At 39.2% G+C, this 21,103-nt stretch carries 20 protein-coding genes; 7 read left to right on the plus strand and 13 right to left on the minus strand.

The genetic code is table 11. From position 1 onward, the window contains the following. The first annotated feature begins 370 nt into the window (after nucleotides 1-370). Entirely contained in the window at nucleotides 371-2,095 is a 1,725-nt protein-coding gene (locus ACFE90_RS09935) for an ABC1 kinase family protein (RefSeq protein ID WP_375500014.1), read from the plus strand. Between the two features lie 29 nt (nucleotides 2,096-2,124). Next, nucleotides 2,125-2,499: a hypothetical protein gene (locus tag ACFE90_RS09940; protein ID WP_375500016.1), complete on the plus strand. Its 375-nt coding sequence runs from the start codon at nucleotides 2,125-2,127 to the stop codon at nucleotides 2,497-2,499. A gap of 202 nt (nucleotides 2,500-2,701) precedes the next feature. Here the strand turns inward: ACFE90_RS09940 and ACFE90_RS09945 are convergent, their stop codons facing one another. From ACFE90_RS09945 to ACFE90_RS09985, 9 genes are all read right to left on the minus strand, one after another. After that, nucleotides 2,702-3,751, minus strand: a complete 1,050-nt coding sequence (locus ACFE90_RS09945) for an Npun_R2821/Npun_R2822 family protein (RefSeq protein WP_375500018.1) — start codon at nucleotides 3,749-3,751, stop codon at nucleotides 2,702-2,704. A gap of 4 nt (nucleotides 3,752-3,755) precedes the next feature. Then, nucleotides 3,756-4,646: an Npun_R2821/Npun_R2822 family protein gene (locus tag ACFE90_RS09950; protein ID WP_375500020.1), complete on the minus strand. Its 891-nt coding sequence runs from the start codon at nucleotides 4,644-4,646 to the stop codon at nucleotides 3,756-3,758. 3 nt (nucleotides 4,647-4,649) lie between these two features. After that, nucleotides 4,650-5,630, minus strand: coding sequence for an Npun_R2821/Npun_R2822 family protein (locus ACFE90_RS09955; RefSeq protein WP_375500022.1), 981 nt, complete (start codon nucleotides 5,628-5,630; stop codon nucleotides 4,650-4,652). 3 nt (nucleotides 5,631-5,633) lie between these two features. Then, nucleotides 5,634-6,593, minus strand: coding sequence for a glycosyltransferase family 10 domain-containing protein (locus tag ACFE90_RS09960; RefSeq protein WP_375500024.1), 960 nt, complete (start codon nucleotides 6,591-6,593; stop codon nucleotides 5,634-5,636). Between the two features lie 61 nt (nucleotides 6,594-6,654). Next, on the minus strand, nucleotides 6,655-7,866 hold the full coding sequence (locus ACFE90_RS09965; protein WP_375500026.1) for a glycosyltransferase family 4 protein: 1,212 nt from the start codon (nucleotides 7,864-7,866) through the stop codon (nucleotides 6,655-6,657). A gap of 4 nt (nucleotides 7,867-7,870) precedes the next feature. Then, a complete protein-coding gene (locus tag ACFE90_RS09970) occupies nucleotides 7,871-10,192 on the minus strand; it encodes an ATP-binding cassette domain-containing protein (protein WP_375500028.1) in 2,322 nt (773 codons plus the stop codon). Nucleotides 10,193-10,286: 94 nt separating this feature from the next. Further along, complete coding sequence (locus tag ACFE90_RS09975) at nucleotides 10,287-11,438, minus strand: glycosyltransferase family 4 protein (RefSeq protein WP_375500030.1); 1,152 nt, start codon at nucleotides 11,436-11,438, stop codon at nucleotides 10,287-10,289. A gap of 108 nt (nucleotides 11,439-11,546) precedes the next feature. Continuing rightward, nucleotides 11,547-12,389 carry a hypothetical protein gene (locus ACFE90_RS09980; protein ID WP_375500032.1) on the minus strand — a complete coding sequence of 281 codons (843 nt, stop codon included), beginning with the start codon at nucleotides 12,387-12,389 and terminating at the stop codon, nucleotides 11,547-11,549. Nucleotides 12,390-12,437: 48 nt separating this feature from the next. Beyond that, nucleotides 12,438-13,361 carry an alpha-1,2-fucosyltransferase gene (locus ACFE90_RS09985; RefSeq protein WP_375500034.1) on the minus strand — a complete coding sequence of 308 codons (924 nt, stop codon included), beginning with the start codon at nucleotides 13,359-13,361 and terminating at the stop codon, nucleotides 12,438-12,440. A 416-nt stretch (nucleotides 13,362-13,777) separates the two neighbouring features. Between ACFE90_RS09985 and gloB the strand changes: the two genes are divergently transcribed. From gloB to ACFE90_RS10000, 3 genes are all read left to right on the plus strand, one after another. Then, entirely contained in the window at nucleotides 13,778-14,551 is a 774-nt protein-coding gene (gloB, locus tag ACFE90_RS09990) for a hydroxyacylglutathione hydrolase (RefSeq protein WP_375500036.1), read from the plus strand. Nucleotides 14,552-14,788: 237 nt separating this feature from the next. Continuing rightward, nucleotides 14,789-15,247 carry a 50S ribosomal protein L9 gene (rplI, locus tag ACFE90_RS09995; protein ID WP_069073603.1) on the plus strand — a complete coding sequence of 153 codons (459 nt, stop codon included), beginning with the start codon at nucleotides 14,789-14,791 and terminating at the stop codon, nucleotides 15,245-15,247. 145 nt (nucleotides 15,248-15,392) lie between these two features. Next, on the plus strand, nucleotides 15,393-18,023 hold the full coding sequence (locus ACFE90_RS10000; RefSeq protein WP_375500038.1) for a replicative DNA helicase: 2,631 nt from the start codon (nucleotides 15,393-15,395) through the stop codon (nucleotides 18,021-18,023). Between the two features lie 130 nt (nucleotides 18,024-18,153). On the opposite strand, the gene ACFE90_RS10005 is transcribed toward ACFE90_RS10000, so the two are convergent. Together ACFE90_RS10005 and ACFE90_RS10010 are read right to left on the minus strand one after the other, a co-directional pair. Beyond that, nucleotides 18,154-18,675 (minus strand): FKBP-type peptidyl-prolyl cis-trans isomerase, encoded by a 522-nt coding sequence (locus ACFE90_RS10005; protein ID WP_375500040.1) that lies wholly within the window; start codon nucleotides 18,673-18,675, stop codon nucleotides 18,154-18,156. A 78-nt stretch (nucleotides 18,676-18,753) separates the two neighbouring features. After that, entirely contained in the window at nucleotides 18,754-19,077 is a 324-nt protein-coding gene (locus ACFE90_RS10010) for a phasin family protein (RefSeq protein WP_100901084.1), read from the minus strand. 136 nt (nucleotides 19,078-19,213) lie between these two features. Here ACFE90_RS10010 and ACFE90_RS10015 point away from each other — a divergent pair, with 136 nt between their 5' ends. Then, complete coding sequence (locus tag ACFE90_RS10015) at nucleotides 19,214-19,522, plus strand: TIGR03792 family protein (protein WP_375500042.1); 309 nt, start codon at nucleotides 19,214-19,216, stop codon at nucleotides 19,520-19,522. Between the two features lie 367 nt (nucleotides 19,523-19,889). Here the strand turns inward: ACFE90_RS10015 and ACFE90_RS10020 are convergent, their stop codons facing one another. Together ACFE90_RS10020 and ACFE90_RS10025 are read right to left on the minus strand one after the other, a co-directional pair. Next, complete coding sequence (locus ACFE90_RS10020) at nucleotides 19,890-20,300, minus strand: 2TM domain-containing protein (RefSeq protein WP_375500044.1); 411 nt, start codon at nucleotides 20,298-20,300, stop codon at nucleotides 19,890-19,892. Nucleotides 20,301-20,857: 557 nt separating this feature from the next. Beyond that, the gene (locus tag ACFE90_RS10025; protein WP_375500048.1) at nucleotides 20,858-20,923 is read right to left on the minus strand and encodes a hypothetical protein; all 66 of its coding nucleotides are present in this window, start codon (nucleotides 20,921-20,923) and stop codon (nucleotides 20,858-20,860) included. On the opposite strand from ACFE90_RS10025, the gene ACFE90_RS10030 reads away from it, so the two are divergent. Then, nucleotides 20,895-21,077, plus strand: coding sequence for a hypothetical protein (locus ACFE90_RS10030; RefSeq protein WP_375500050.1), 183 nt, complete (start codon nucleotides 20,895-20,897; stop codon nucleotides 21,075-21,077). The genes ACFE90_RS10025 and ACFE90_RS10030 overlap by 29 nt on opposite strands. The last annotated feature ends 26 nt before the right edge of the window (nucleotides 21,078-21,103 follow it).

Below are 21,103 nucleotides of genomic sequence, written 5' to 3' on the forward strand. Positions count from 1 at the left end.
CAAGACAGTAATAGTACTACTACTCCATATAACTGTTAGTAAATAAAGTTACTTTTACTCCCCGTTTATTTAAATTTGCATAATTAGACACAGGTCGATATTTATATTTTTATAAATAATAGTTAAGAAAAGATAAAATCCTCTGAAACCTTGATAAGTAGTTGTAGTTTTATAAAGTATAATTAAGAAAAAGATAAACAAATCTTAGGCAGTAACATAAGCTAAAATCACCGCGAACAGTATCCCAAAAGGGTAAGGGTTCTAGTTGTTTTAGATAAAAGACTACCGCTATCCTGAACTTGCAAGTAAATTGTGGGTTAGGAGAAAAACAATCATTGTAAATTTTTCAGTTGAAGAGGCAAATAAAGGCGTGGGTCAGTATCAACCTGCTCTGCTAAAACTCTATAATCCAGAGGCGATCGCTCGCTACTATAGTTACCGTCCCTGGCTAGCGTGGGGGCGACTCCTGAGAATTATCTTCTCTTTTGCGGGATTTCTACTCAGTCTCAAGTGGGACGAATGGCAAGATAAAGTTGAGCAGAACAAGGGTAAACGAGCAATCCAGCTGCGAGAACTGCTCACCCGCCTCGGCCCGACTTTTATCAAAGTTGGTCAAGCCCTCTCCACCAGACCTGACCTAATACGTAAGGACTTTCTAGAAGAACTGATCAAGTTACAAGATCAGTTACCACCTTTCGATAATGCGATCGCTTACAAAATTATCGAAACTGAACTCGACCGTCCCATTCATGAAAGCTTTAGCGAACTGTCGCCTAGCCCAGTAGCAGCAGCTAGCTTGGGTCAAGTATACCGTGGTCGTCTGATCAGTGGCGAAGAAGTTGCAGTGAAGGTGCAACGCCCCAACTTACGCCCAACTCTCACCCGCGACCTCTATTTATTGCGCTGGGGGGCAAGTTGGGTAGCTCCCTGGTTACCCCTCAATCTTGGTCACGACCTAACTTTAATCGTGGACGAGTTTGGTACGAAGTTATTTGAAGAAATCGACTATATAAATGAAGGGCGCAACGCCGAAAAATTTGCTAGCAACTTCCGCAACGACCCCCAAGTTAAAGTTCCAGGAATTTACTGGCGTTATACCAATACCCACGTTTTAACCCTGGAATGGATTGATGGCTTCAAATTGACAGATACTAAACGCATCAGGGAAGCAGGTTTAGATCCAGAAGCGATTATCCAAATTGGCGTTACATCGGGATTGCAACAGCTTTTAGAACACGGCTTCTTTCATGCTGACCCTCATCCCGGCAATTTGTTTGCTGTACCCGATGGTCGGATGGCTTATATTGACTTCGGCATGATGGATCAGTTGGAACAAACCACCAAAGAAACACTGGTGGATGCACTGGTGCATTTGGTGAATAAAGACTACACAGACTTAGCCGAAGATTTTGTAAAATTAGGATTTTTGACTCCAGACACGAATATTTGTCCGATTGTGCCAGCATTGGAAGCGGTGCTGGGAAACGCCATAGGCAAAAATGTCAAGGATTTTAACTTCAAAACTATTACCGATGAATTCTCGGAACTGATGTATGAATATCCTTTCCGAGTCCCGGCGAAGTTTGCTTTGATTATTCGTTCCTTGGTGACTCAAGAAGGTATTGCCCTTAGCCTCAACCCGAATTTCAAAATTGTTGAGGTGGGTTATCCCTATATAGCACGGCGCTTGCTGACAGGGGAATCACCGGAATTACGGCGACGATTATTGAATGTATTATTCAAAGATGGTAAATTTCAGTGGCAGCGATTAGAGAATTTGATTGCGATCGCTCGTACCGATAACAACTTTGATGTCTTGCCCACAGCCCAGATGGGGTTCCAATTTTTAATGTCAGAAGAAGGCAAATTTCTGCGGCGACAGCTGGTGCTTGCTCTCACCGAAGATGACCGCCTCCATACCGAAGATGTCCAACGCCTGTGGAACCTGGTTAAAGATGACTTAAAACCGGATCGTTTATTAAATATAGCGATCGGCATTTTAACAGACTTATCCAGGGAAGGCGCAGCTGCTATCCTGCCAAAAACTACCTTCCTTACGCCTTTCGCTGGGAACCAGTCAACAAACAAAAACTAAAAAATCTTTAATATAAATCAGGAGTTTTCATGTACTATTTTCCTCTGCAACCGCCTTATTTTCTGTTACTTGTTGGCTTTTTGACAGCATTAACATCTGGTTTGGCATTATCTGGCACTTTGAAAGTAATTGTACAGAAATGGCCCAGCGAGCGTACAGAAAATACTAAACCGCATTCCTCACTCAAACAATTACTTGTGCCATTTATCGGTATAACTGGCGGTACTTGTCTATTTCTGTCTTCAGGCTTAGAGATATTTGGCTTTCCCACCTCCTTAGCTTTAGGAGTCGGTTTACCAATTAGTCTGTTTACTTGTTTATTAGTTTGGTTGCAATTGGGAAGTATGATGACCTTTATAGAACGCGAAGGTATGCGATCTTTAGATTTAGATTCTATGCCATAATTTAAAAAAATATGGTTACAGCATTTTTTAAATAATTAAACAACACTACTCGTTACTCCCTATCTCAGTCATTGGCTAATATTTTTCGTTTCCAGAAAGTATTCTGATATTACTGCTTAGTTGAACAAAGAAGTTGGAAAAGTTTCAACTATGCAAAGGCTAATAAATAAGCTGATTTAACTGGCAGAGCTTTGCTGTGTTATTAGTACCCATTAATTTTATCCTTTAAATTACGATACTTTAGCTTAATGTTGTTAACTCTTTGCTGAATAAAACTCTTAGTAGAGTTTTGCATTAGCATTAGCTGACTTGGGCGCGTAAAGCTTTGAGGACGTTCTTCAGGAGATTTTAAATAGCGATAATATAAGAAAACATCGCGGTAAGGAATATCAACATCTTCACCCCCACAAAGCCGCACAAAAGCTGAAGAAGATATACTCATATAGTGTAAATACGTCAACCTTCGTCCTTTGTCATAGAGGATATTATCTAATACATCAAATTGAGAACTCCAGTGGTTTCCAGCTGCCTGTTCGCAGTCATGAAAAGCAAAATTATAATAGGAAATTCTACTTTTTAGCACCATGTAGTTAAATAAAGATTGGTCAGGGGCTAAAAAGGCCATGACATCTGCCTCACCTGATGTTAAGTTCTTGATTAAGTCGGCTCTTATTGCTGGAGAAAAAATATTTTTCTTAGTAGCAAACCAACCAGCACAAAATACTTTAGATTGTAAATTATCTGATTTGAAAACTTGCTGCATCTGCTCTGGTGAGCCATCAAAAATAAATTTTAAGTCAGATTTATATTGAAAATCATTGACTACCCAATCGTAGTTATCTAATTTTTCATACACATAATCTACAGGCCCCATCAACAAGGTATCTGCATCAAAATAAATAAATCTATCAAATGGGCCATCGATAGCACAAAATTTGCGGTGCATTGGTAGCTCATAAAGTTCTGGAAAGCCCCACTCTCGCCAAGTTTTTTGTGCTCTAGGGTAATTTTTCCATATCTGAGTGGCAAAATTATCCCAATAAGCTATAGAATCAGAGTCTTCAAATAAACTGACATTATCTCTAGATGCAATCTCCACCCTTACCTTATCTAATCGCTGATTATATGGAAGTATACAAATAGGAATTTTTTTACCAGCATTAGCTTCTATACTGTTAAGCAATGCAACTAATTGGTCATAGACAACATCATTGGCTAGGATGTAGATGCCATCAATCATTGGAATACTCATAATATTAAGTACGGGCGGTAACAAAGGGAAATAAACGGCGAGTCAGTTTGGGGATGAAGGCAAATTTACCCTCATGAAGATAGCGATAATGTTCCCACAATTGCCAATATGGACTACCAATTTTCATCCGCGTACCAGCCCAGTGGAGATATTTTAGTCGTTGTCCTCGGTCATAGAGAGCGTAGTCTTGCTGTTGGAAATTTTGCGAACCAGCCCAACTACCAGGCCCTCCCCCAGGAATTTTGACGAGATTACCACGTTTGGCAATTAGTTTGAGAACAAGATAATTTAAAATTGGTTGGTCTGTAACTCCTTCAGAAAAATCGAAATATTCTCGATGTGCAGCACATTCGCGCAAAGCTTCATCCATCTGTTGTTCGGTAATAGTTCCTTTTCTGGAAGCCCAAAAACCGCTATTGAAAACGTCTTGAAGTTGGGCATCTGAAAAAATTTGCTGCTCTTTCACAAATGAGGAAAAGATATTTCGCAACTTGTCATTGGCATGATGGTAATCACAACAGAAGAAATCGACTTCTGAAAGTTTGTCTAAATTGTCGGCGATTTTTTCAAAAACGACAATATCCGTATCAATATAAATAAACTCATCTAAAGGGCCAAACCACGCCACCAGTTTACGCATTTTGTTGGGTAAGGCAAGGAAATCTCGATCAAAAATCTCTCCGATGCGTTTGGTGAATTTATCAATAAGTTCTAAATCTGGAAAAATTTCCACTTTATGTAAGGTAGCAAGCTGCTCTACCACCTTGTGAGAATTTTCATTAAAAGGTATGAGATAAACGGTAACTTCTGGGTCATAGTAACGAATGCTATTGAGTAAAGCGATCGCATTATCAATAACTCGGTCATTGGCAACAATATAAATGCCCCTAGTCATAAATTATCCTTGGTTAATTAACCTAAGTTTTCGCAAAGCTCTTGTAAGTAAATTTGGCGTCGGAGCGTCATTATAATTTTTAGAAGGATTTGTAAAGATTGGACGCTTTTCTGGTTCGTGTAAGTAGCGATAATAGAGAAATAAATCTCGATAGGGAAAATCGATATTTTCTCCAGCACAGACTGCTTGATTGATATTAGGAGGAACCCCAATATAATGAATGTAAGTTAGTCGATTACCTTTATCATAGAGAATATATTCTCTTTCTTCAAAGTGCTTAGATGTGGCAGAACATCCAGTTTTTTGATTATCTGGTAATTGTTGAGCAAAGTTATAAATAGAAAGATTAGACCTCATTACCATATAGTTTATTAATGGTTGTTCACCAGCCCCTTCGTACAAAATTTCCGCTTCACCATTTTGTAAATGGGATATCAGCAAATCTCTTTCTTCTGAGTTAAATATGCCCCGCTTTGAGCCATAGAAGCCTGAGCAAAATATTTCAGAATCAATGCGCTTTTGCTCGAAAACTTTTAGTAATTTGGGAGAATTAACATTGTATATTTTACTAACATCTTTAAATTGAAAATCGTAGACAACAAAATCATAATTATCTAACTTTTCAAACACCGCCGCCAGAGAGTTCATCACCAAAGTGTCTGCATCTAAATAGATAAACTTATCAAATGGCCCATCAAACGCACAAAAACGACGGTGAGCGCCATACAAACGGAATTTACTGCGATTCAATCGTTCTGGTGCTGCTGAGAGCATAAATTCATCCCAGCGATTAATTGATTCTTGATTATTGTAAAGAAATACATTAGGTCGTTTAGCTATTTCATCAGCGATTCGCTGTGTCTGATCATCGAAAGGATAAATACAAACAGGAGTTTCCGGTCCCAAGATCACATCAATACTGTTGAGCAGAGCCACCAGTTGATCGAAAACATAATCATTGCCAAGGGTACAAATACCATTCATAATTTATGAGTGTTGATCAACAAAGTTTGACAACCAGTTAAGCAGATTTAATTTGTGTAAAATGATTTGACGTGCTTCTGCGATCGCATCTTTGGCAGCATACCAAGCATCAGGTGTAGCTGTCACTTCTTGGATGTAGGCAATGCCTTTTTCATCTAAACTGGGTAACCGCAAGAAACTACCCGGTGGTAATAATTTCTCAGCAGCCGGCCCACCATAGTAAATTGGTAGACACCAGGCAAGTAAACTATCCCAAAGTTTTTCACTCACATACCAATTATTATCAGCATAATTTTCAATTGCTAGATTGTAATAGTATGGTGCCATGCCATACCACTTATTACCCAGTTCTCCCGACTTTTTCGCCCATTGTGGTAAGTTACGCCCATATAAATCAAATTTAATACCACTAGATTGTAGTGACTGCAAAAAGTCTAAACGCTGGCGATGGTTGACAGTGCGGCTAATTCCCGAAGTAATCCAACTACATGGAGCAACCTTTCCCGGAAGTGGCATTTCATTTAAATCTTGAAATGAATTTGAGTGATACCAAATAGCAGGCATATAGTCAGGATTAGGGGCAAAATCATCTGGACCAGAAACGTAACCGCAATACTTTTGGGCTTGTTGATAATTATGATTAGTGATTTCTATAATTTCATCTAGAGGCGGTTCTCTTAGTAAATAAATAATCCGATCTTTACTCACACCACGCAGTAGAGAATCAACATTTACTACTGATTTTTGCTGCCGTTTACGAAAACTATCTAACCAAGATGTTTGTGGCGCTGCTTGGGGAAAATCAAATTGATACATCAGCAGAAAATCTGGTTTGCTTGCCAATGCTTGCATTTGGATATTGCCCCAAACTCCAAATTGATTTGGAGATTGTTGCCACAGCCAATCGGCTCTAGTTTCTAAACCTCGATAGCTGCTAATCATCCCCACAGTTGTAATAGTCATTTTATTTATTAGTCAATTATTATTTTCATTAGTTATTTTCCCTAATATCACTCATTTTTGCTTATACAACAAGTTGGGGTAACAGAGATTCATCAACATAACTAAGGATTTTTGCCGCTCTATTTTCCCAAGAGAACTGCTTAACAAAATTGATACTATCTGGATAACCTTCTATTTTTCTGGGATAAGTTTCTAAAACCCGCTTTAGACATTCGGCAAATTTGCTGGAGTTATCTGGCTCACACCAAGCAGCAATTGAGTGAGTATCTTGAAATTCAACTAATGATGGAATTTCTGTTGCTACAATGGGAGTCCCAGAGGCGAAGTAGTCAAACAGCTTTAAGGGAGATGTGAAAGTTGCCGCTTTTCCTGAACAATGAGGGTGAGCTAAAACATCGGCTGCTTGTAGCAAAGAGGCTAAATCATTATGTAAGATATAGCCCAAAAATTTAATATTATGAACTTGTTTTTCTTTTACCAATTGTTGATAATATTCAACTTCTGGTGGCTTACCACCTGCACAAACAAATTGCACATTAGGCATTTCTTGAGCTACATCAATTAATACATCAATACCTTTGAATTGCTGTAAAGCTCCCGCATAAACTACCAATTTTTGACTTTCGTTTTGCAATAGTTTTTGACGCCATTCGGCTGCTTTTTCTGGTTGTCTCTCCATAAATAAGCGATTAAAACCATTGTGCAGTGTAATCAGTTTTTCTGATGGCATCCCATTTTTAATCATGCTTTCGCGGATAGTGTCTATAACGGTGACAGCAATTTGCAATAGGGGATTTTTAACAATTTCTGGCTCAAATGGTTTGTCTTCGTGGTGGTGGTGTTCATAAATTGCCGGAACGCCATTTTTGATGGCAGCTTTAACAAAATTCCAGTTGCGACTGTGGACAATTTTAGTAGTTGGAAGTATGTGAAATGGTAAATAATACTTGCTGGCAATGGTGTTAGAGTCAGTAAATTTGCTCCGAAAATGGTCGATCGGCCAAGGCATCGGTAAGGGAGCAACTTTTAACTTGTCATGGAGGTTGTAATATTTGATCAGTTCTGTTGGTGTTTTTCTCGGTTGAAAAGGACGAGCTAAATTAGCCGGATTAATAGCTTTTGCTCCTTTTTCAGGATATACCAAAACTGTTGAGTATCCCAAGTTGGCAGCGCCGTTGGCTGCATTTGTAGACTGCACTAGGTGAGCCTCTGGCTGCGGCAACTCTTCACCAATGAAAAAAATATAGTGTTTTTTAAAAGCAGGGTTTTTCATAAATTTAGATATTAATACTATTTTCAAATTTTTCTAAATTGTCGAGCAGAGATATAGCAGATTCATAACTTTCAGTAATTAATCCCTTTTGTTCTTCTAAGGTATATATAAAATTATCAGTTAGAGAACGGAGAGAACCAAGTATGAGATTGAGAGAAGCCCTAAACTCACTAGATAGATGATTAAATGTCTGATAATAGCTGATTGTAATATATTGATTTTCTTCAGAAATTGAGATAAATTGCCCTTTTATTTGCAAGTTAATAACATCCTCAAAAACATCTATGGTATTGAGAATTCTCCAAGCTGATTTGTAAGAATCTTCAATTAATTGCTGTTGTTCTTGGGAATTGTCTACTAAATCATCAAGTAATAAGTGCAGGAACCCAATCATTGAGTTCAACTGTGTCCGAATTTCGTGAGAGATGCGGAGCAAGCTTTGCTTATGTTTAGTAGCGGCTTCAGGATGTTCAACAAATTTCTTTGAGTTTAGGCGCATTGCCTTAAAAATTTTTGTCTGAATTAAGTTTTTGTTAGGCTGATCGTTAAATTGCATTGAGTACAAACGTGAGTAGTAACCACCTTTTGGTAAAAGTTCATCATGGGTTCCTACTTCTACCACTTGTCCTTGATCTAATACGGCAATTTGATCGGCTTTTTGGACTGTGGAAAGGCGGTGAGCAATTACAAGGGTTGTGCGATCGCGACTCAATTCATCAAGTGCAGATTGTACTAAGCGTTCGGAAACGGTATCTAAAGCGCTGGTGGCTTCATCTAAAATCAGAATATCTGGATTTTGGAGCAGGGCGCGGGCGATCGCTAATCTTTGCCTTTGTCCACCAGATAACATCACGCCGCGATCGCCAATCAAGGTGTCAAATCCTTGAGGCAATTTGTTAATAAACTCGTATGCATTTGCCCGCTTGGCTGCTGTCAGAATTTCATCCTCTGTAGCCTCTTCTCGCCCATAAGCAATATTATTTCGCACCGAGTCATTAAAAAGAAAAGTATCTTGACTAACAATCCCCATTCGCTTTCGCAGGGATACAACATCGAACTCCCGCAAATCAGTACCGTCAATGGTAATACTGCCATCGATTGGGTCATAAAATCTGGGCAAAAGGTCTGCTAAAGTGGATTTACCAGCACCAGAACTGCCTACTAATGCTAAGGTCGTGCCATGTGGTAAAAATAAACTTACATCTTTGAGTACCATTTTTTCATGACCTGGATAGGCAAAGCGAAGAGAATTAAAAGATATGCCCTCTTGTAATTTTGTATAGGGAAGCTTACCCTTATCCATGAACGGCTTATCATCGACGCTTAAAAATTCATTTGCCACATCTACACTGGCGGCGGTACTGGCAAAGTTACTGCGAATAGTATTTAACTGAGAAATTAATGGCAGCACTCGCAGCAGAACTAATAAATATGTCAGAAGTACGGTGGAAAGAGAAGAAACCTGGCCAGCAAAGAAGGTTTTGCTCAAAAGTACAATCAGCAGTAAAGCTGTAATACCCATTACCTCGCTCAAAGGTGTAATCGCTTCCGAATTAACCTGAGATTGGAAATCTGCTAACTCGCGATCGCGAATTAATTTTTGAATCCGTTGATATTCTTTTTCTTCATTTCCCGTCGCCTTTACCAGTCGGATTCCGTTCAAAGTCTCCAGCACGGAGATTGAATATGCTCTAGACATTTCACTAAGCTGCTTACCAAAAGTTCTCGACTGAGAAATGGCAAACTGATTTATTAACGTCACCAACAACAGCAAAAGCGTAGAAGCAATTGTCAACTGCCAAGATATTGACAGTAATAAACCGACAAAAACTAAAATTGTGATTCCCAGGATAACTATCTTGACTGTACTACCTATAGCACTTGCAGCCCGACCAATTTCTCCACCAAGACGGTTGATTAAATCACCAACCTTTGTTTTGGCATAATAATCTATATCAACTTCTAGTAATAGCTTTAACCCAGTTTCGCGCATATCTGATGTCAGCTTTCGGGTTAAAGAACTCGATGCCAAGGCGCTGGCATAAGTAGCTAAGTTCTTTAAAAAAATTGTCAAGAGAATCGTCCCAGCCATTACTACTATCCGGTAAGATTCTGGAGTATTATCAAAGGGAGATATCAACCTTTTTAGGATGGGAGGGGCAGAACTTAAATCTACTTCTTGACCGACAATTTTTAAAATTACTGGCACAATTAAAGCTGTGCTAATTCCATTAAATAAGGCTCCAGAAAATCCTAACAATATTGTTAGCAGAATCAAACCTGGATACGGTTTAGCAAATCTTAGTAATAGTTTTCTGGTAGACATTGGGTATTTTTATGCAACTTTCATGTATTAATATTATTCACAATTTACTTGCCAAATTTACCAATCATCAAATAAATCAAACCTCAATCAAGATTTACAACCGAGCAATTACCGACTTGAGCACAGAAGCCATAGTTTCTATGCTATAGAGTTCCACACATCTTTCTCTTGCCTTGATACCTTGCTGCTCTGCTGACTCTAAATTCTGAAAAATCAATTGTATTTGTTCAGCAAGCTGTTCAGGACAAGCAGGCTCGACTAAATAACCAGTATTACCTAAAATTTTGGGAATATCTCCAACGCACGTTGATAATACAGGTTTAGCCATTGCCATTCCATCTGTCAACTTCAGGGGAAACTGAGCGCGAGCAGTCAAAGTATCTCGCTGGGGAACAACTACAATGTGGGCAGATGCTACAATTTTAGGCATTAATTCTACAGAGCACCTTGGTAATTTAATAATCCAACGCCCCCACTTTTGAATCAATTTATCGTCATAATCATCGTAAGGACTACCACCCACAATCACTAATCTTAAATCTGGCTCATCCAGCAAATCGAGTGCCATTAGAATGTCTTCAACCCCCTTATGAGGTCGTGGTGCCCCAGGAAACATGAGAATTCGATACTCAGAAAGACCGTAATACGTTCTGCTAGTCTCAGAATCATACTTCTGGGGGTCAAACATTGCGGTATCTTTACCATTAGGTACGTAAACACCACCGAAGCGTTTTTGCAGGAAGTCAGTATCTATTGTTACTGCATCTGCTTTTGCCACTAAGTTTTCCATCCACTTGAGATACAGTGGATGATCTGGAAATTTTAATGCGCCATTTTTCTTAAAAATGTCGCGATAAAATTGCTTAAGACTAGGACGATATTTCCATTCATCGCCTCCGTGCCAACTGAGTTCCCAGTCATCCATATCTAAAATTAAAGGACGATGACCAATAAATTTTTTCAGTAGTGATAGGCCAAAACTTGTAAACTTAGGTTTTACAGCATAAATAATATCTCCATCTATTTTTTGCAAAAGTTGACGAGCAGATATCAAAAATTCTGGATAATTTGTACCTGGAAGAGAAACAACTGAAATGCCAGACGGAGGAATAGCATACAGTTCTTTACCATAAATAAAACCAACAATCTCCACTTGATAATTGAGGCTTTGCAGTACTTGAGCTAGTAAAAAGGCTCGAATACTACCGCCTCCAGATAAATCACCAACAATTAATGAAACTTTCAATTTTGATGTTTCCTCCTGTAAATTCGCAATTTAAATATTGATAAATATTTAAAACTCTTCATAATGTGATACAGGAAAAAGGCTTGTGCATATATTCATAAGAAGATGTCATTTCTTGCGCCAGGGATTTGTAACTTGATTGGGTAAAAATACTTTAGCAAATCTGTCAAATACCCTTGTATACAAAGAACGGGTAATGTTTTTAGCGTATTGAGGTCGATAAGGATAGGTACAGTGAAGAACTTTAATTTTATCCTGAATATTATAAGCCTCCTCCCATTTACTGAGATAATTATAGGTAGGTGGTAGTATTTTCATGTTAGGGCTTACAGATGCGATCGCAGAAGCAAAAGCCCCTTGGTCTTTTAAAAGTAATTTATCTTGATTGTTTTTGACAATTTCAAAATAACGTTTAAATTCGTCAAAAAATACCTTGTTAACTTCTGTTTTCCTAAAAGCTATCAAACCGCTATTATATTGCACACTATCCGCTTGCAAAGGGAACCCGATAGATTGCAGGATTTGCAAAACATTCGGTAAAATATCTTCTTGCTTGCCTCGTAGTAAATTTGTAGCTTTAACAATAGAAGGTTGCACATCTTCAGTTAATAGCAAATCATATTCATCCAAATACTCAAATACGTCGTTGAGATCGGAAAGTAAGCAAATATCTGAATCTAAGTAAATAGTTTTATCAAATTCAGAGGCTGCATATAGAGCCAGTTTTGCTTGCCGTGATGCTAAAACAGTATTTTCATTTGCAGGCGCAGGTTTTAAAATTACATTTTTGAAAGTCTTTAAAAAAGGATAGAGAATTTTGGGAACTTGATCGATTAAAATGATTATTGGTTCTTGATGAAACTTTCTAACTGCCGCTAAAAAGTGAATGCAATCTTGAAAAGGGTAAAGTCCAGTTAAAATGGTAATAAATCCTCTAGTTTCTTTTTTCATAAATAAGTTAAATAATTATTACTTTTTATCTTAGCCTGTCAATCTAATTTAATGTGTCCATTCCCAAAAAGTTTTACTCCAGTCTTCGTTATAGTAAAAAACTCCTTGCCATTGGTAAAAGTGGACGAAATCTTCGATTTTTAACGTTTTATTCACATCCCTAATCATGTAGAGAGGTCGTTCACCGTAAAATGATGCCCACATACTATAACTACTAGGAGGACCAATAATATAATCACATTCAGCTAGAGAATACATATCCTCAATTATATGATTATTGCCATAAGCATAAGATAAATATTGAAAAGATTCGTCATTTTGTTTCTGATTTGAGCAAATCAAAAATGTCACTTTTTTATTAGGAAATAGCATTTGTGCTGATTCCATCACCTTTAAATAATCTTCAACTAAATAAAAATATCTACCATTTTGATGTTGCTGATAATCTCCATGACGGATATGGACTCCAATAAGCACATCAGTCTGACTACGAATATTGGATATGAGTTTTGCTACATTTAACTGATACTTCTTTAAAGGTTGAAAGTAAGCACGAATTTTTTCCCCATGTTTTTGTAAATTTGATATATCATTTACAAACCATCCATCCCGAAATACCCACCCTTGAAAAAAGTTTATAGTCCCTGATTTCAATTCTTTGGTAACGCTTGAATTACTCCAGTTAAAGGGCTGATTACGCTTAATCTCAATAGTGTTAAAGCGTCCACTTTCAGCTAAATAACGATTTATTTTATAGTAGTATTTACGTAGCAATTTATTTCCTGAAATGGAAAATTGAGTAGAAGGGTAACAACATAAAAAATCTTGAGATGTTGAGTTAAAAAAATTTGCATACTCTTCAAAGGCTGGGTTTAAAACTGTGAAATTATTTTCACTTGCAAATGCCATAAAATGAGCAGATAATAATAATCTGTTGCCTAGTTGTCCAGATTTTGCAGAGATTACTAACATTTCTAAAAACTATAAAAACCAGCATTCCTAATATTTGCTTAAGCTTTAACATACCAATGTATATACATAATAGAATTTAAATTTTATTAAACCTAAGAGTTAAAAGGAAATATCCACTATGATTGAATGGATTTTTGGTATCCTTAAAACAGGAAATAATTAAATAAATCTAACTTTGTATTTACGGTTATTTCCAGAGAAAATTCACTGAGAAATCCAAATAAATTTTGCTTTATTGTGGTATGTTTACGGTATAACTACGGTTGTATATTATCATAACTGTTAATGACGCATTAAATTTGTGCTAATTTGCGTATAAATACTTAAAACAATTTATGCAATTAGCCTAGTTACTTGCTTAGACTTAGGATTGCTACTCAATACCAAACATCTATGTTGTAAGGGAGGCAAAGGTAATGCAGGTAATCCGTCTGGAAGCACTCTCAGACAACTACATATTCTTGCTACACGACCATAAACAAAATATTGCCGCCGTTGTTGACCCGGCGGAGTCTCTACCAGTATTAGAGAAACTGGCAGAATTAAAAGCTGATTTAGTAGCAATTTTTAACACGCACCACCATAACGATCATGTGGGTGGTAATAAGCAACTAATAGAACAATTCCCCCAACTGATAGTTTATGGAGGAGCGGAGGATCGTGGTAGAATTCCCGGTCAACAGGTGTTTTTGCAAGAAGGCGATCGCGTCGGGTTTGCAGACCGCATAGCTGAAGTTATCTTCGTTCCCGGACATACCCGCGCTCACATCGTTTACTACTTTCCCCCGGAAAAAGCTGGTGAGACAGGCGACTTATTTTGCGGCGATACTTTATTTTCTGGGGGTTGCGGTCGCTTGTTTGAAGGAACACCGAGCCAAATGGTGGACTCTTTAAGCAAATTGCGCTCTCTACCCGATGATACACGCATCTGGTGTGCCCATGAATACACCTTGAAAAATCTGCAATTTGCCCTAACTGTGGATGGCGACAATACCGACTTACAAAGACGCTTCAATGAAGTAAAGGCTTACCGTAACCGAGGAGAAGCTACCATCCCCTCGCTGCTAGGAGTGGAGAAGCGAACAAATCCCTTTTTACGTTGGGATCAGGAATCATTACAATTAACTGTTAAAAGTAGCGATGCAGTGCAAACCTTTGCGCGGATACGGGAAATGAGAAATAACTTTTAGTCATTTGTCATTAGTCATTTGTCATTAATTGTTCTTCTCCTGCTTCCCCTGCTTCCCCTGCTTACTCATCTCCCCACTCCCCTATTAATTCAATTTTCTCTAATAGTTGCGATCGCACCCTTCCTTTCGCTACGATCTGTAAGCTTTAGGGTATAGGCAAAGAAGCTTGGAATACAGCACTGACATTGTGAGCTATCTTACTCAAACCCGAATTAACCAGATTTTACAGGAAAAACGATGGCGAAACGCGTACAGTTAGTTTTAAATCAGGATATCAGCAAGCTGGGAAAATCTGGCGACTTAGTGGAAGTAGCCCCTGGCTACGCTCGTAATTATCTGATTCCCCAAAAATTGGCAACCAATGCCACTCCTGGTATTCTCAAGCAAGTAGAACGCCGTCGTGAGCAAGAGCGTCAACGGCAATTAGAACTTAGACAACAAGCTCTTGAGCAAAAAGAATCTTTGGAAAAAGTTGGCAGCTTGACAATTGCCAAGCCAGTTGGTGAAAACGAAGCAATTTTCGGTACTATAACCACTCAAGATGTTGTAGATGCAATTAAGGCAGCCACCGGTCAAGAAGTCGATCGGCGTGGAATTACTATCCCCGATATTAATCACCTTGGTACTTATCAAGCCGAAATCAAGCTGCATTCGGAAGTAGCGGCACAAGTCGATATTCAAGTCGTCGCTAGTTAAGTTAGGCGGGAGGAGATGAAGGGGATGAGGAAGATGAGAGAGCAAGGGAAGTAAGGCTGACTGATAACTCCTAACCCCCACTCACCACTCCCTACTCCCTACTCCCCACTCTCAAATAGCTTTCATCTCAAAACTAAAATCGTTTATGGCTGAAGCACTGAATTTTCAAGGCGATGGTAGCGATCGCCTCCCACCACAAAATATTGAGGCGGAAGAAGCGATTTTGGGGGGTATATTACTAGATCCAGAAGCGATTAGTCGAGTTAGCGATCGCCTCCTTCCAGAAGCTTTTTACATTAGCGCTCACAAAGATATTTATCAAGCAGCTGTGAGGCTCCACGCCCAAGGTAAACCCACAGACTTACTTTCAGTCACAAGTTGGCTGACTGATCATGAAATGCTAGCCCGCATTGGCGGTAGAAATAAATTAGCAACTCTGGTAGACCGCACAGTGTCAGCCGTCAACATCGACGCCTTAGCAGGGTTGGTGATGGACAAATACCTGCGGCGGCGCTTAATTAAAGCTGGCAATGAAATTGTACATCTTGGTTACGAGACAGAAACCGAGTTACCACAGGTTTTAGATCAGGCAGAACAGAAAGTTTTTGGCGTTACTCAAGAGCGTCCCCAATCGGGTTTAGTTCACATTTCTGATACTCTAATTAATAATTTTCAGGATATTGAGGATCGAAATCAAGGTATCGCCTTACCTGGTATTCCCTGCGGATTTTACGATTTAGATGCGATGACTAGCGGCTTTCAGCGTTCTGATCTGATTATTGTCGCGGGCAGACCATCAATGGGGAAAACAGCATTTTGCTTAAACCTTGCTCATAATATCGCCGCTTCTTATAAATTACCAGTTGCTTTTTTCAGCTTGGAAATGTCCAAAGAGCAATTGACGCAACGTCTATTAGCTAGCGAAGCGCAAATTGAAAGTAGTTATCTGCGAACTGGTCGCCTCAGTCAAACCCAGTGGGAACCTTTAAGCCGTGCTATTGGTATCCTTTCCGAGATGCCGATTTATATTGACGACACGCCAAATATTACAGTTACACAAATGCGTAGTCAGGCAAGAAGACTGCAAGCTGAAGTTGGAACCGAATTAGGATTAATTGTAATAGATTACCTGCAATTGATGGAAGGAGCAGGCGATAATCGCGTACAAGAATTATCAAAAATTACGCGTCAACTCAAAGGTTTAGCGCGTGAATTATCTGTACCAGTTATTGCTGGTTCTCAGTTGAGTCGAGGGGTGGAAGCACGTACTAACAAACGCCCGATGTTATCTGATTTGAGAGAATCTGGTTGTTTAGCAGGCGATAGTCTGGTGACATTAGCAGATAGTGGGCTGCAAGTACCTATTAGGGAATTAGCAGGTAAATCTGGTTTTGCAGTTTTGGCGTTGAACGAAGCTACAATGCAGCTAGAAAAGGCAATTGTTAGCAATGCTTTTTCCACTGGTGTAAAGCCTCTGTTTACTTTAACAACTCGATTGGGTAGAAAAATCCGTGCTACAGGTAATCACAAGTTTTTAACAATTAATGGCTGGAAAAGACTTGACGAATTAACTCCTAAACAACATCTATGTTTACCAAGACATCTCCCTAGTTATGGTAAACAAACTATGACTTATGCGGAAGTTGCATTATTAGGGCATTTAATTGGCGACGGTTGTACATTGCCACGTCATGCCATACAGTACACTACCAGAGAGATAGATTTAGCTCAGAATGTTGCTTTCTTGGCAACAGAAGTTTTTGGAGATTCAATTGTTCCTAGAATTTCACCTGAACGTGGGTGGTATCAAGTTTACTTATCCGCAGCACAGAATCTAACTCATCGTGTGAGAAATCCAATAGCCAAATGGCTAGACTCTCTCGGTGTTTTTGGTTTAAGGTCTTATGAAAAATTTGTACCTCAAGAATTATTCTTACAACCTCAAGAGTCAATAGGTTGCTTTTTAAGACACCTTTGGAGTACAGATGGCTGTATAAAATTGGTTGCAGGAAAAAACTTAAGACCTATTGCATATTATGCAACGAGTAGTCAGACACTAGCTTTTGATATACAGACACTTTTGTTAAAACTTGGCATTAACGCAACACTCAGGATAGTTCCTCAAGTTGGGAAAGGCAGAAATCAATATCATGTAATAATCACTGGTAAGCCCGATCTCCAGTTATTTATTATTCATGTTGGAGCAGTCGGAAAATATAAGTTACGTTCACTCCAAGATATTTTCCAACACCTTGAAAACAGTATTCACAACCCTAATAGAGATATAATTCCGAGGGATGTTTGGAAAATAGAGGTTGTACCTGCGATGCAAGCTATTGGCTTCACCACACGGATATTGCAAGCCTCTATTGGAGTTTCGTATTGTGGCTCTACCCTTTACAAAGTAAATTTAAGTCGAGAAAGAGCTTTAAAAGTCGGCAACGTTGTTCAATCATCTAAACTGGTTACTCTTGCCAAAAGTGATGTTTATTGGGACGAAATACTTTCAATTGAATATAGCGGCGAGGAAGAAGTCTTTGATCTTACGGTTTCTGGTTTGCATAACTTTGTTGCGAATAACATCATAGTTCACAATTCGATTGAGCAAGATGCCGATTTAGTAATCATGTTGTACCGCGATGAATATTACTCTCCCGATACTCCCGATCGCGGCATTGCAGAAGTAATTATAGCTAAACATCGCAATGGGCCTACAGGTACTGCGAAACTTTTATTTAATCCACAGTTTACAAAGTTTCAAAATTTAAAAATTTAGCTGTTGAATCGGGAGTGGGGGATGAGGGAGCAGGGGAAGCAGTAGAAGCACGGGGAGAAAGAATAACTAATGCCCAATGCCGCATGCCCCATGTTCTATGCCTTATGCCCTATGCCCCATATCCTAGTTTCTACTTAACTCCCAGCAATTCGACTTCAAAAATTAGAGTGGCGTTGGGTGGAATTACGCCACCAGCACCACGAGCGCCATAGCCTAATTCAGATGGGATGATTAACCGACGCTGACCGCCTACTTTCATGGTGCTAAGTCCTTCGTCCCAACCTTTGATTACCTGTCCAGCACCGATTTTAAAGCTGAAGGGTTGGCCGCGATCGCGTGAACTATCAAACTTAGTACCATTTTCTAGAGTGCCGACATAGTGAACTTCAACCGTTTGTCCAGGTTGAGGAGTCGCCCCAGTCCCCTCTTTTAACTCGACATACTTTAATCCAGAGGGGGTGGTCACGGCATTAGCATCAGACATAGTATTGCTCGCAATTAGAGTATTATTTTCAGTTACAGTTGATGGCGCTGGCAGCGTTTGGGTTATTTGGGCAGCAATGGCAGTATTTTGTTTACTGCCTACTTGCCCTACAATCAATAGCACAACACACAGCAGCATGAATGCCACGCTGAGGAAAATTGGTTTCAAAATCAGTTCTCCTTACTTAAGTATCCTGGCAAAAACATTACCAACAGGACACAATTAGTTTAAATCAGAAAGGACATCCTAACGCCAAAGCTTATTTTCTAAATCGCGTAATTGACGCTCTAAACGATCAATCCTACCGCGCAGTTCGTCCACTTCCGACTGGCGAGCTACCCCCAAATCTTGCATCATATTTCGCATTTGCCGTTGCATTTGGACATCAAAGTTTCCCTGCTCCGACTTTAACTGCTGGGCTATATCATCTATAACTGCCTTGGCTTGCTCAGGATTGAGCTTACCGTCTTTAACTAAATCATCGCTGACTTGGCGCAGTTTTTCTCCTACTAAAGACGTTGTGCCAAGACCCACCATCATTAACTGTTGCAACCAGTTGTTGCTGTCCATACTCCCTTCCTCTTAAATTATTTCAAACCAGCCGATCATTGCTCCTGAGTGTAGGCAATCAAGCTATGCTAAAAGCGTTGTTATTCTAGCCTACATCTATATTTTGGCAAATTAGCAAACACAGAGATCACAGAGTGTGCTTATAGAACGACTCAGGTTTAAGGTTGCCCCGAATTTAAGGGAAAATTTTATCCAGAAGGACGCACAAATTTGGACAATAGGGCTGGCTGAATATCCTAGATTTCTTGCTAAAGAGGTTTGGATTAGCCTCAATGACCACACAGAAGTTACCCTGATCATTTTTGGGGCAACACTGGAGCAGTGGAAAGCCTTACCCCAAGCAGATTTGCAGACTATTAAAGATAAATTCATCCAAGTACTGAGAGAATCTTATCCAGTAGTGGAGTCAGCAAAGTATCAAGTACGGAAATTTCCCCATTTATAGGTGAAAGATTACTCTCGACTCCAAGAGTTGGGGCTTAACAACAGGCAAGCTTCCGCTACAGTTACTAGTAAAGCGATCGCCTCAAAAAATTATAGGAATCCAACTTAATTATTTCACGGCAATTAAAGTCATTGGTCATGAGTCATTAGTACCAATGACTAAATCGGCAGTATTTCCACCGATTCTATTTGAGTTTTGCGGAGTATAGTGAGAACCAAAACTTGAATTAGCAAGCTTTCAGTCAACTTGGCTTTTCAAAAATCAAATCGGATTCCCATCATAAAATGAGTTAAAGGTTAGAGAAACCTATTGCTTTTAAAACTTAAAGCATCTTATTGGCATCTCCATTCTTAAAAGTTGGGAGGAGTTAAATTTTTGCACGCCAATTCTGAAAAGCTATCTCATAACCCTCTGATTTACTCTGATAAACACTCCACCAATGAAAAAATAGTCCTAACCCCCATCCTAATATTGGAAAGATAGCCCAAAAATAACTAGGACTAGTTATTAGATTCAAAAGAATAAGGAATAAATTCACTGCTACGAAGCTAACCAAATGTGCCCTAAAGGTTCTGCGTCGGAAAGTATTAAATGTGCGTCGCAAACGTTCCTCTTCTTCTTGAGCTAACCACTTGTTTTCAGTTGCTTCCAAAAGATCAGAAGAGATACCTAAGTCGGATGCCATTTCTATAAGCTGTTCTCGTGAAAATCCACCTTCCTGTTTACGAGCGAGTGCTATTTGAAGGATTTTTTGCACATCTTCTGAATCGTAAGTCATTTTAATTACCTTATAAATTTGTGTGTAAATGCGCCTTTGATTTCACGAAGTTTTCGATAGGTTTCGTTCAGTTCAATTAGCGATAGCCCCACATTTTGCACCCAATACTTAGTTAAATTTTCACAGTTCTTATTTTCTCACAATTGATTTATGACTACTGTATTTGTCAATACCTCTATATTCCTTTTATGACAATGCCGTAACAGCGATCGCTGTTACGGCGGCATTAAGCCAAATATTATGTGAAAGTTGAATGCTAGTTTATAAGTTGATTGAACGTAATTCGGAAGTGGGTAGAGGAGTATCGGACACCAGTGGGCTGTCACTTGTTGAACGCGCCTGAGCTATGGAATGGTAAGGCGATGTCTACGACGGGGTGACACGCTCTAACGCAAGAGCGTGTCACAGACAAGACTCGCTCTAAGCGAAGCCATGCCGTTGGCGAAGCCTCTCGAAGAGAAGGCTTTACGCTTCTCTACGAGATGCACCTTTTTTATTTAAATTGTGTAGAGATCGCTCTATTATTTTCCGAAAGTGACAAAAAAGGCCTATTCTTTCTAGATGATTGCCTTCTTTTTCTTCAGCCATATTCCTATGGACACAGCAACTGCTACTCCTCCAATTGTTGATGGCTCAGGCACAGGCAAAGGTTTTACACTCACATTGTCCAAATATAAGAATCCATATTTATCCCAATTCCCAAACTTTAACTCTGTGGATGATGCATCTGCCGTGAAATTGAACTTATATTGGGAGCAACGCGATTTGGTGAGGTAGGATCAAAAACCAGCGATCGCTAACAA

It is taken from the genome of uncultured Nostoc sp., assembly GCF_964245445.1.
Taxonomy (GTDB): Bacteria; Cyanobacteriota; Cyanobacteriia; order Cyanobacteriales; family Nostocaceae; genus Nostoc.

Excerpts from the sequence above, each read along its gene's own strand:
- ACFE90_RS09940 (WP_375500016.1), top strand. The coding sequence starts at position 2,125 with ATGTACTATTTTCCTCTGCAACCGCCTTATTTTCTGTTACTTGTTGGC.
- ACFE90_RS09945 (WP_375500018.1), bottom strand. The coding sequence starts at position 3,751 with ATGAGTATTCCAATGATTGATGGCATCTACATCCTAGCCAATGATGTT.
- ACFE90_RS09950 (WP_375500020.1), bottom strand. The coding sequence starts at position 4,646 with ATGACTAGGGGCATTTATATTGTTGCCAATGACCGAGTTATTGATAAT.
- ACFE90_RS09955 (WP_375500022.1), bottom strand. The coding sequence starts at position 5,630 with ATGAATGGTATTTGTACCCTTGGCAATGATTATGTTTTCGATCAACTG.
- ACFE90_RS09960 (WP_375500024.1), bottom strand. The coding sequence starts at position 6,593 with ATGACTATTACAACTGTGGGGATGATTAGCAGCTATCGAGGTTTAGAA.
- ACFE90_RS09965 (WP_375500026.1), bottom strand. The coding sequence starts at position 7,866 with ATGAAAAACCCTGCTTTTAAAAAACACTATATTTTTTTCATTGGTGAA.
- ACFE90_RS09970 (WP_375500028.1), bottom strand. The coding sequence starts at position 10,192 with ATGTCTACCAGAAAACTATTACTAAGATTTGCTAAACCGTATCCAGGT.
- ACFE90_RS09980 (WP_375500032.1), bottom strand. The coding sequence starts at position 12,389 with ATGAAAAAAGAAACTAGAGGATTTATTACCATTTTAACTGGACTTTAC.
- ACFE90_RS09985 (WP_375500034.1), bottom strand. The coding sequence starts at position 13,361 with ATGTTAGTAATCTCTGCAAAATCTGGACAACTAGGCAACAGATTATTA.
- gloB (WP_375500036.1), top strand. The coding sequence starts at position 13,778 with ATGCAGGTAATCCGTCTGGAAGCACTCTCAGACAACTACATATTCTTG.
- rplI (WP_069073603.1), top strand. The coding sequence starts at position 14,789 with ATGGCGAAACGCGTACAGTTAGTTTTAAATCAGGATATCAGCAAGCTG.
- ACFE90_RS10000 (WP_375500038.1), top strand. The coding sequence starts at position 15,393 with ATGGCTGAAGCACTGAATTTTCAAGGCGATGGTAGCGATCGCCTCCCA.
- ACFE90_RS10010 (WP_100901084.1), bottom strand. The coding sequence starts at position 19,077 with ATGGACAGCAACAACTGGTTGCAACAGTTAATGATGGTGGGTCTTGGC.
- ACFE90_RS10020 (WP_375500044.1), bottom strand. The coding sequence starts at position 20,300 with ATGACTTACGATTCAGAAGATGTGCAAAAAATCCTTCAAATAGCACTC.
- ACFE90_RS10030 (WP_375500050.1), top strand. The coding sequence starts at position 20,895 with ATGGACACAGCAACTGCTACTCCTCCAATTGTTGATGGCTCAGGCACA.